The sequence below is a fragment of the Crocosphaera chwakensis CCY0110 genome, from assembly GCF_000169335.1.
Classification (GTDB): domain Bacteria; phylum Cyanobacteriota; class Cyanobacteriia; order Cyanobacteriales; family Microcystaceae; genus Crocosphaera; species Crocosphaera chwakensis.
In genome coordinates this window covers 1-10,297 of sequence record NZ_AAXW01000002.1, presented here as the reverse complement: position 1 = coordinate 10,297, position 10,297 = coordinate 1, and the positions used below count along the sequence as shown (strand labels likewise).

The 10,297-nt window shown below is 37.0% G+C and carries 10 protein-coding genes; 4 read left to right on the top strand and 6 right to left on the bottom strand.

Annotation, left to right across the window (positions count from 1 at the left end; genetic code table 11):
• Window positions 1-143 precede the first annotated feature (143 nt).
• From CY0110_RS01305 to CY0110_RS01295, 3 genes are all read right to left on the bottom strand, one after another.
• Window positions 144-1,034 carry an ROK family protein gene (locus tag CY0110_RS01305; protein ID WP_008272722.1) on the bottom strand — a complete coding sequence of 297 codons (891 nt, stop codon included), beginning with the start codon at window positions 1,032-1,034 and terminating at the stop codon, window positions 144-146.
• 56 nt (window positions 1,035-1,090) lie between these two features.
• Entirely contained in the window at window positions 1,091-1,528 is a 438-nt protein-coding gene (locus CY0110_RS01300) for a DUF4079 domain-containing protein (protein WP_008272721.1), read from the bottom strand.
• A 154-nt stretch (window positions 1,529-1,682) separates the two neighbouring features.
• Entirely contained in the window at window positions 1,683-2,063 is a 381-nt protein-coding gene (locus CY0110_RS01295) for a DUF1830 domain-containing protein (RefSeq protein WP_008272720.1), read from the bottom strand.
• 485 nt (window positions 2,064-2,548) lie between these two features.
• On the opposite strand from CY0110_RS01295, the gene CY0110_RS01290 reads away from it, so the two are divergent.
• A complete protein-coding gene (locus CY0110_RS01290; RefSeq protein WP_008272719.1) occupies window positions 2,549-4,123 on the top strand; it encodes a photosystem II high light acclimation radical SAM protein in 1,575 nt (524 codons plus the stop codon).
• Window positions 4,124-4,179: 56 nt separating this feature from the next.
• On the opposite strand, the gene CY0110_RS29695 is transcribed toward CY0110_RS01290, so the two are convergent.
• Window positions 4,180-4,332, bottom strand: a complete 153-nt coding sequence (locus CY0110_RS29695) for a PDDEXK family nuclease (RefSeq protein ID WP_008272718.1) — start codon at window positions 4,330-4,332, stop codon at window positions 4,180-4,182.
• Between the two features lie 19 nt (window positions 4,333-4,351).
• Here CY0110_RS29695 and CY0110_RS01285 point away from each other — a divergent pair, with 19 nt between their 5' ends.
• The 3 genes from CY0110_RS01285 to CY0110_RS01275 all read left to right on the top strand — a co-directional run bounded on the left by CY0110_RS01285 (window position 4,352) and on the right by CY0110_RS01275 (window position 7,851).
• The gene (locus CY0110_RS01285) at window positions 4,352-4,516 is read left to right on the top strand and encodes a hypothetical protein (protein ID WP_008272717.1); all 165 of its coding nucleotides are present in this window, start codon (window positions 4,352-4,354) and stop codon (window positions 4,514-4,516) included.
• Between the two features lie 350 nt (window positions 4,517-4,866).
• Window positions 4,867-6,771 carry a tRNA uridine-5-carboxymethylaminomethyl(34) synthesis enzyme MnmG gene (gene mnmG, locus CY0110_RS01280; protein ID WP_008272716.1) on the top strand — a complete coding sequence of 635 codons (1,905 nt, stop codon included), beginning with the start codon at window positions 4,867-4,869 and terminating at the stop codon, window positions 6,769-6,771.
• Window positions 6,772-7,248: 477 nt separating this feature from the next.
• Window positions 7,249-7,851 carry a neutral zinc metallopeptidase gene (locus CY0110_RS01275; protein WP_008272715.1) on the top strand — a complete coding sequence of 201 codons (603 nt, stop codon included), beginning with the start codon at window positions 7,249-7,251 and terminating at the stop codon, window positions 7,849-7,851.
• 26 nt (window positions 7,852-7,877) lie between these two features.
• Here CY0110_RS01275 and CY0110_RS01270 read toward each other — a convergent pair whose 3' ends face one another.
• Window positions 7,878-9,074, bottom strand: a complete 1,197-nt coding sequence (locus CY0110_RS01270) for a Coenzyme F420 hydrogenase/dehydrogenase, beta subunit C-terminal domain (protein WP_008272714.1) — start codon at window positions 9,072-9,074, stop codon at window positions 7,878-7,880.
• Window positions 9,075-9,278: 204 nt separating this feature from the next.
• Window positions 9,279-10,297: AAA-like domain-containing protein (locus CY0110_RS01265; RefSeq protein ID WP_008272713.1), on the bottom strand; the 1,019-nt coding region annotated here is incomplete at its 5' end.

The window sequence follows — 10,297 nt, the reverse complement described above, 5'->3', positions numbered from 1 at the left end:
CATTTTTTTCCATTTCATATAAGTTATTGATAATGCTGTCCCATCTTGACGAGAGACCCCGCCGAGGTTTCCTCGGCATGGGAATGCTCGCTCAACCCCTGATTATATAAGGCTTGTAAACCCTCAGTGTCGCCTTCCTAGAATTAATTTACTAATTCCCACGCTAATTTAGCTGCACCTACCATTCCCGCTTGATTTCCTAATTTAGCGGTTAATAATTGTAAATTTTCACGGGAACTGGACAAAACTCGTCTCTCTATTTCTTGTAAGGTAGCTGGGAAAAAAAACTTTGTACTACCACTAATACCTCCACCAATAACAATGGCTTCTGGAGTCAAGACATAAATTAAACTAGCTAACCCGGCACCTAATAAACAACCATAATTATCCCAAAATTTCAAAGCTTCTTTGTCACCTGTTTCGGCTAATTTTCCCAGTTCGGCTGGTTCTTTCCCCGTCATACGACGAATGGCTCGAATTGACCCATATTGTTCTAACGATCCATTATTGCCACTGTTACACATCGGACCATCAAAATTGAGGGTAATTAATCCTAACTCTCCTGCTGCTCCTAAATGACCGGTAAATAGATGACCATTGAGGATAATTGCCCCTCCGACTCCCGTCCCCAAGGTTAACATAATCAGGTTGTCATAGTCTTTTCCGGCACCTAACCAAGCTTCTCCTAACCCTGCACAGTTAGCATCATTAGCAATGATGGTGGAAATGCCTGTTTTTTGTTCTAACCAGTCTGCTAGGGGTACATCTTGCCATCCAGCTAGGTTAATGGCAACTTTAGCAATTCTACCGTCTTTATCGGCTGGCCCTGGGGTTCCGATGCCTAAAGCCAGACAATTTTGCTCCTGAGTCAGTTGAGCGATCGCTTCAATTATCGTTTTAACCACTGCTTCAGGGGTTGAGGGTTGAGGGGTGTTAACGGTGAGGGAATTAATACAAGTACCATCTTCTAGAAACTGTCCAAGTTTAATGGCAGTCCCACCGAGATCAAGACCAACAACTGAGGGTTTTTCCATCGTAATTCGTATAAAAATTGTGTGGCTTTAAATAGAGTTAAACACTCATTATATAGTTAGGGAAGGTATTTTTGAACCACAGTCCACCCGGTTAAACTTACCATAGCAAAGCTCAAAAAAAGTAGGATGTTTGTGCCAATATGTAACCAGCGCATTCTCGGTTTTTCTGCACTGATTTGTGTCGCAGCAGTAGCAGAAATTAACACTAAAACAACAGTTAATAATCCAACAAATAAGTGCGGAGAATGGCCTAAACTTCCGTAATGTCCTAAGGTTCCCACTAGACCAATGACTAATAATAATAACACCAAAATTACCATGATTGAACCAATAATATAATGAACCGAACGTAGCCATACTGGAGAAGATGCTTTGCTATTACGACCATAAAACATCCATCCTCCCGATAACCCTAATAAGACGTAGGCAAATAAAGATAAACCCATTGACCAAGCAGCTATTTTCCATAGCCATAGAAAAGATGGTAAATTCATAGTTGATAGTTATTGACTCTGCTATTCTGTCCTACAGAATTTTATTGTAAAATATTTTAACTAGCCACCGATACTTTATAACTGAAAAAAAAAGCCCCAATGGGGCAATCTCAGCTAGATTTTTTTCAAAGATGAATTGTCATTATTCGACCTTCTAAACTAATGCAGCTTTTAAATTAGAGAATGGATAGTTGTTTTTATCATCGGGTTGTATGGTTTGTTTTTTATTAGTAGAAGCAGTGATAGAAACAAATTCTTCCTCTATTTCGTCATCGCTTCCATCGCTTATACAAAGACGTTCACAAGGAATAGTATCTGAGAGAATGGCACTAGCCATCATTCCTGTATGAATTTCCAGTTGTGCTTTCGGTAAAGCTTCAAATACAAGGCGTTGTCCTGGAAAAACAACCCGTTCAAAATACCAGTTTTCTATGTTGGTAATACGAGCAACTTGAATGTGATTCGTTGCATTTACATAGCAGCAAAGTAGTACGTTTCTTTGCCCAGTTGGAATGGGATCAAGGATCTGAGCCATAATAATTTAGGCAATTTAGTTTCTGATTGTTCATTTCTTCTTTACCCTAACACTCAGCGATCCCCATTAGCTGTAATCAATATTACATTCAATATTTTTCTTGCAGACTATGACATACTACTGCGGTATTATGATATAATATGTTATCAAATTGTAAAGCATTTTTCAAGTATTCTGACCTAAGCAAAAAGCCCTATTTTAGCCACTGTTAGCCGATCACCTCTTCAAAAATCGACTTGCTGGCTGGTCAAAATATCGTTAAAGTTAAGATATATTACAACTTCTCAGTTATCCGAGCAAGGACAAATAACTTTACAAAAGTGGGGATCGCTGGCTACGCAACAGGCACAAGGCAACAGGCACAAGGCAACAGGCAATCAAAGCTTAATTACCTTCAGACCAGTCTTAAGCTGAATTGGTAGTTATGTATTAAAGGCGATCGCTACTAACCTTAACTGATAACAAAGCTGAATTTTAAAATAATTATGACCAAAACACAGCGTATCCTCTATTGTCGCCTTCCCTGTAACCCCATCTTTCCCATTGGGGTCGTCTATTTAGCCGATCACGTTCATAAGCTATTTCCTGAAATTGAGCAGAAAATCTTTGATTTAGGCACTGTTCCCCCTTTAGATTTCAAAAAAGCTTTAGATAATTGCATTGATGAATTTAAGCCCACTTTACTCGTCTTTTCTTGGCGAGATATTCAAATTTATGCTCCAGTGGGAGGAAGAGGAGGCAACCCCCTACAGAACGCCTTTGAATTTTACTATGCTAAAAACCCTTTTATCCGTCTGCGAGGAGCATTAGGAGGGTTAAAAGTCACCACTGCATACTACAGTGAGTTATGGCGTAATTTAGGGCTAATTAAACGGGGTTTGAAGCGGGCCAAACGGTATCAACCTGACGCGCGTTTAGTGGTTGGAGGTGGTGCAGTTAGCGTATTTTATGAACAGTTGAAAACGGGGCTACCTTCGGGAACCATTGTATCAGTTGGGGAAGGAGAAACTTTACTACAAAAATTGCTCAGTGGTCAAGATTTTTCTGACGAAAGGTGTTATGTTGTGGGAGACAATGAGCCACGCGATCGCTTAATTCATGAGTCTCCAACTCCCCTAGAAAAAACTGCTTGTAACTACGACTATATTAAAACCATTTGGCCAGAATTTAACTATTATTTCCAAGAAAATGACTTTTATATTGGGGTACAAACTAAGCGCGGTTGTCCACATAATTGTTGTTATTGTGTTTACACAGTTGTAGAAGGTAAACAAGTCAGAATTAACCCTGCTGATGAAGTTGTTAAAGAAATGCGTCAACTTTATGACAGAGGAATTCGTAATTTTTGGTTTACCGATGCTCAATTTATTCCAGCGCGTCGCTTTATGAAAGATGCAGAGGAGTTATTAGAAAAAATCTTAGCTTCTGGAATGACAGACATTCATTGGGCTGCTTATATTCGTGCTGATAATCTAAACCCATACTTGTGTAAATTGATGGCACAAACGGGGATGAATTATTTTGAAATTGGTATTACTAGCGGTTCTCAAGAATTAGTTCGTAAAATGCGGATGGGTTATAACTTACGCACCGTTTTGCAAAATTGTCGAGACTTAAAAGCAGCCGGGTTTAATGATTTAGTTTCCGTTAATTACTCTTTTAATGTCATCGATGAAACTTTTGATACTATCCGTCAAACCATTACTTATCATCGAGAGTTAGAGGCTATTTTTGGGGCCGATAAAGTTGAACCTGCTATCTTTTTCATCGGGTTACAACCTCATACCCATCTAGAAGAATATGCTTTTGAAAAGGATATCTTAAAACCTAATTATAACCCCATGAGTTTAATGCCTTGGACAGCGAAAAAGTTATTATGGAATCCTGAACCTTTGGGATCATTTTTTGGGGAAGTTTGCTTACAAGCATGGCAACGAAACCCCAATGATTTTGGCAGGGAAGTCATGGATATTTTAGAAGAAAGATTAGGCAAAGCAAACTTAGAAGATGCTTTATCTGCACCCATCAAAGACACGAAAAAACAGTTAGTGTTAACTTAATTAGTAGGGTGGGTTTTACCCACCTTCTTCATTAATATTAATATTCATCGTTCAGCTTAAAAAATCTGTTTAGCTGTCAAACTTAATTCAGGAAATACAATAGATTGATGAATAGTATCTTCTCCTCTAAACTGTTTCACTTGATATTCTCCATCAATTAGCTGATAAATAGAAATGGTTAGTTGTTTAGGTTGTCCAATAAAATGCAAGAAAAGTTAACAATAATTTATGATGGTTCGGCTTTTTATCCAGAAGACGAGATCACATTTAGAACCTAATACTCATTACACCATTCAAATTATTTCTAAAGAAAAATCACAAAAAACAATAACTAAAAATGCTTGGGATCTTCTCAAAGAAATGACAGGAACTTATGAAACATCCGAACACTGATCAAGTGAACACGATCATTATTTATACCAAATCCGCTTATTTTAGTAGAGTAACGTTTTTTCTCCCCACTCCCTGCTCCCTGCTCCGAAAGTTAATACTATACTATCTAAAGCGGATCTAGTATTAGACGGTACACTGAAAAAAGATAATGATTAATCACTCAAAAGAGATTTTTTCTAAAAACTGTTTTTATTCGAGCAAGTTTTCAACCCTTATTACGATAAATAAATATTTAACATCACAATAACCATCGAACCTATCCGCTAAAATAAAACAGAGTAGTCAAAAAAACAAACCCTATAAACTTTTGTACTTCTGACTTCTAATTTCTAACTTCTGACTTCCAAACTATGACCCTTACCACTCCCGTCGACTTCCAGGATAGCTTTGATATCATCGTAGTGGGTGCTGGCCATTCCGGGTGTGAAGCAGCCCTCGCAGCAGCCCGTTTAGGGTGTCGTACCCTGATGTTAACCCTCAACCTTGATCGCATTGCTTGGCAACCCTGTAACCCCGCAGTGGGAGGCCCAGCGAAGTCTCAGTTAACCCATGAAGTGGACGCTTTGGGGGGAGAGATCGGAAAAATGGCTGATCGCACCTATTTACAAAAACGGGTTCTCAACTCCTCACGGGGACCAGCAGTATGGGCGTTACGGGCCCAGACGGATAAGCGAGAATATTCGGCAGTGATGAAGGAAATTGTCGAAAATCAAGAAAATTTAAGCATCCGTGAAGGAATGGTCACGGATCTGGTATTAGGTAAGAATGATGAAGTGATCGGCATTCAAACCTATTTCGGCACTTGTTTCCAGGCCAAAGCTGTTATTTTGACCACCGGAACCTTTTTAGGGGGTCGCATTTGGATCGGTAATAAGTCCATGGAAGCAGGTAGGGCCGGAGAGTTTGCTGCGGTGGGTTTAACGGATACTCTTAATGACTTGGGGTTTGAAACCGGACGACTGAAAACCGGAACCCCGGCCAGGGTAGATAAGCGATCGGTTGACTATTCTAAGTTAGAACCCCAACCCCCCGATGAAGAGGTACGCTGGTTTAGTTTTGATCCTGAAGTTTGGGTCGAAAAAGAACAAATGAATTGTTATTTAACCCGAACCACTACTAAAACTCATCAACTGATCAAAGATAACTTACATTTGTCTCCTATTTATGGCGGTTTTATTGATTCAAAAGGGCCTCGTTATTGTCCGTCTATTGAGGATAAAATTGTTAGGTTTGCGGATAAAGAAAGCCATCAAATTTTTATCGAACCCGAAGGAAGAGAAATTCCAGAATTATATATTCAAGGGTTTTCTACTGGGCTACCGGAAAATATACAATTAGCCATGTTAAGAACCCTACCAGGGTTAGAAAATTGTGTTATGTTGCGCCCTGCTTATGCTGTAGAGTACGATTATTTACCTGCGACCCAATGTTACCCAACTTTGATGACTAAGAAGATTCAAGGATTATTTTGTGCTGGACAAGTTAACGGAACAACGGGTTATGAAGAAGCAGCAGCGCAGGGTATTGTTGCCGGGATAAATGCGGTTAAATTTGTTAAAAATGAAGAGATGATTATTTTTCCTAGAGAAGAAAGTTATCTAGGGACTTTAGTTGATGATTTATGCACAAAGGATCTAAGAGAACCTTACCGAATGTTAACCTCTCGGTCAGAATATCGTTTGATTTTACGGTCTGATAATGCAGATCAAAGAATGACTCCGTTAGGGCGAGAAATTGGTTTAATTGATGATCGTCGTTGGGCATTATTTGAACATAAACAAGCCAATATTGTGGCTGAAAAAGAACGACTTTATGAAACAAGAATTAAAGAAAGGGATGAGGTGGCAATTAAGATTGTCAATGATACTCAACAGAAGATTAAAGGGTCAGCAACTTTAGCCGATTTATTACGTCGTCCTAAGTTTCATTATCAACATTTAGAAAAGTATGGCTTAGGAAATCAAAACTTAACAATAGTAGAAAAAGAAGGAGCAGAAATTGATATTAAATATTCAGGTTATTTGAAACGGCAACAAATTCAAATTGATCAAATTACCCGACATAGCAATAAAAAATTGCCCTCAGACCTCGATTATATGGCGATAGATACCCTTTCTATGGAAGCAAGAGAAAAATTGACCAAAGTTCGTCCTTTGACCCTTGGCCAAGCTTCTCGTATCGGTGGAGTAAATCCTGCGGATATTAATGCTTTATTGGTTTATTTGGAATTGCGATCGCGTTATCAATCAGTATAAATTTTCAAGTACACAGAACTTTGACATCTCCTTTAATTGAAATTCAAAGGATTATAAACAGTTGTGGTTCGAGTGGTTAGAAACGCACTCTCAGAACGTTTACGATATGATTTAGTTATGTTCTTATACAAATCATACCGATTAGTGAGTGATTAAAGTCAGTGTAGAGAAATTAAGATCCTAATTATAATTTTAACCAGTCAAGATACCATGATAGATTGCATTTGTGCTAAATTAGCTGGGGCAATAGATTTTCTGGCAAAACCTCCTGAATCAGCAGTTTCATTACAAATGTTGAATCGCTTATTACTTCACTAAATTAATTCTGGCTTAATCATTAGTTTATAATTGTCGCATAAATTTTTCTTATAGTTGAACTATCATTAAGGAAGTAGGCTAAATTATCTCTGCTTAATTCCTTTAATTGTTATGTCACAAAGGTGCATAACCAGCCGAAAGCTAACAAAGTGAATTAAGATGAAAAAACAGGTTGCTGTCAGCATTCTTGCCCTATCTTTGGGTTTATTTCCCTTTCAAACCACCCAAGCAGCATGGGACTCACCAACTTTATCAGCCGTTAGTAATGGACTAGACGCATTTTGGGGAGGAATTTTGACCCGTTTAGGGATACGCTATACTTATCCGATGGTTTATTCCCACCGAAATATTGAGTTGACTCCTTGTGGTCCTTCATTATTAGCCCATTATTGCTCTGATTCTAACACTATTCATCTAAATATGGTTCAAATGGATAAATTAGTTGAAAGAGTCGGTGATTCTGCTGGTTTTTTCTCCTTAGCCCACGAATATGGTCATTCTGTGCAAAAACATTTAGGAATTCTTGACAAGAATTTGCCTATTGTGGTTTTGGAATTGCAAGCTGACTGTTTAGCAGGGGCATTTTTTGCTGCTACTGATGAGTTGGGAATATTAGAACCTGGAGATTTAAAGGAAGGGGCGATGACTGCTATGATGACAGGGGATTATGACTATGAACATACTCATCATCATGGAACCCCTGAACAACGAGGAAGGGCATTTTTAAGTGGATTTAATGACCCGAAATCTTGTTTTCAATAGAGATTAATACTCTTATTTAATTGTGTTTATTTATCAGGTAACTGATATTGAGACACAATTTTTTTTGCATAGTTAGGAACATGATTATCTAACTTTTCAGGATGATTCCGTTTTACATATAAATAATTACGAGTGAAATGGGAATCAATAGAAAAACGGGCATATTCTAATCCTTTAGGTCCAACTCTTTCAATGACCACTCCCATTAATTTAGCAGCCCACATGGGTAAGGTTACTCCTTTATCATAAGCCGGAATACTTTGTTGAACGGCTTGTTTTCTATCTCCCTGGGAAATAACAGGTTTAGTATTTATTTGGTCTTCTACTAAGGCGAACATTTCTTTTCCTTTATCATTACGAACCATAATCCATTGCCAACCAAATTCTGCTCCCATATAGCCCACTACTAAGTCAGCTAAGGAGTTAACATAATCAAAACAACTCATGCAAGAAGGGGCAAAAACATCTTTTAATTTGTTAGTTTTTAAGCCAAAAAATGGGACTTTTTCAATTGAACCATCTTCATGTTTAAAATGAACTCGAAAATCCTGCATAAACTCATAATGAACCACTGTATCGGGAGATTGACTGGTGGTTTCTAAGAATTTTTGTAATCCCTCACGAGTCACATTATCTACACAGGGGGTTCCTAATACATACAATTTTTTTAACCCTAATTCTTTTTCTACTGTCCGTAAAGCTTGTATTTGACAGCCCACTCCAATAACTAATAAGCGTTTTAAGTTAGATTCTTTGATTTGTTCTAAAATAGATAAATTGGGTGATAAGGTGGGTTTATTTACTCTAGCAGCCAAAACTTCTTCAGAAGTTCTAGCGATTACTGGCATGGGTTGAAATCTATCTTCTTTTGTATTTTGGACACAAACCACCCCTTCAACAATTCCCTTATCTAACATTTCACAAGCAATGCTACTAACTATTCCTGTCCATTGTGCGCCTTCAATGGGTTCTTTTTTTCGGGCTGCCATCATCTCTTGATGAACCCCAAAATAACAGTCATTTTCATCTTCTAAATTGCGACTTTTTCCGTGAGCAATTGTTTCTAATTCTGCGATTTGTTGATTTATAAATGCACAAGCTTCTTTAACATAATGAATATAATAGGTATCACATAACCCACACTCACTACAGAGTTCTTTTGCGGGACGACGACTACCAGGTTTAAGGGCTTTTGCTTTGCTGTGAGGGTGAATAGATGTCATAGATTAAACTATTTGTTAAACAAAAGTAATTACATTGAATCAGTGAACAGTGAATAGTATATATGATATTAGATTACGCTATTATCGTCAGTAATTGTTTTCTTTGTAAACTAATGTAACAAAGTTTAGTATAGCTACTCTTTTGTGCTTAAAATTTCTCTTTAATCTTAAGCTATAATTTGGAATAATAAACTAATATAACATCTATTTATTATTCATCCATTCTATCCAACTATCATTGAAAATAGCTTGATAAATGGGATTATGAACCTTTAAATATTGGTCATCTTTAATAATGAGTCCTGACAAAATAAGTTCTCTAATTTCTTCATCGTCAGTAATGGTATAATAAGGGTTATGTAATATTTCTTGATACCGTTTTAACAGTTGTTTTTTATCAAGAGAACTTTTTAAAATCCGATCGCGAATCGTTCTTAAATGTTCCGGTTCATCTTGACATTCCCAATTGTCTATAATCTGCGATCGCACAAATTCTGTAACCCATTGATATTCCTGATCTTCAGGTATTTCTACAGAAGAGTTATGAATTAACTGGCAAATTTTTTGAGTTAAAAATGGTTGACCATTTGTCCAATATAAAACAGCTTTTAATACCGCTTTGGGATGCTTCACTTTAGATTTTAATCCTTCTAATAAAGGTTGTGCTTCATGAAATTGAAACCCTTTTAAATGAATCACTTGACCAATGTTGAAGGGAGTTCGTTGTTTATCTTCTAATAGTTGAGAAGGAGTAGCAACCCCTAATAACGCAAAACTAAGTCGTTTATAATCAGGATTATCAGCCCTTTTATTATAACAACTTCTCAAAAAAATAAAGAAGTCATCTATCGGAAAATCTAAACTTAATACACTATCAACTTCATCTATAAAAATAACAATATTTGTAGAAATATTTGGTAGAACAACCCGATGAATTAATTCGCCCAAACACTGTACAGGGGATAAAAAATCATATTCTTTTAACCATTCTTTAAAATTCACTTTATCCAATAAATTTAGACCGCTTAGTAGTATATAAGTAAATCCTGCATACCATTTTTTTATAGTTAATTGTCGATTACCAATTTCTGATAAATCGATAGCTACACAAGCAAAATTTTTAGATTGGAGTCGTTTCATAATTTGAACACGAAGACTCGATTTACCCATTTGTCTGGCATTTAAAATATAACAAAATTCTGCGGACTTTAAAGCTTTATAAA

Coding starts and splice junctions, on each gene's coding strand:
- CY0110_RS01285 (WP_008272717.1), top strand. CDS start 4,352: ATGATGGTTCGGCTTTTTATCCAGAAGACGAGATCACATTTAGAACCT.
- CY0110_RS01305 (WP_008272722.1), bottom strand. CDS start 1,034: ATGGAAAAACCCTCAGTTGTTGGTCTTGATCTCGGTGGGACTGCCATT.
- mnmG (WP_008272716.1), top strand. CDS start 4,867: ATGACCCTTACCACTCCCGTCGACTTCCAGGATAGCTTTGATATCATC.
- CY0110_RS01295 (WP_008272720.1), bottom strand. CDS start 2,063: ATGGCTCAGATCCTTGATCCCATTCCAACTGGGCAAAGAAACGTACTA.
- CY0110_RS01270 (WP_008272714.1), bottom strand. CDS start 9,074: ATGACATCTATTCACCCTCACAGCAAAGCAAAAGCCCTTAAACCTGGT.
- CY0110_RS01300 (WP_008272721.1), bottom strand. CDS start 1,528: ATGAATTTACCATCTTTTCTATGGCTATGGAAAATAGCTGCTTGGTCA.
- CY0110_RS01275 (WP_008272715.1), top strand. CDS start 7,249: ATGAAAAAACAGGTTGCTGTCAGCATTCTTGCCCTATCTTTGGGTTTA.
- CY0110_RS01290 (WP_008272719.1), top strand. CDS start 2,549: ATGACCAAAACACAGCGTATCCTCTATTGTCGCCTTCCCTGTAACCCC.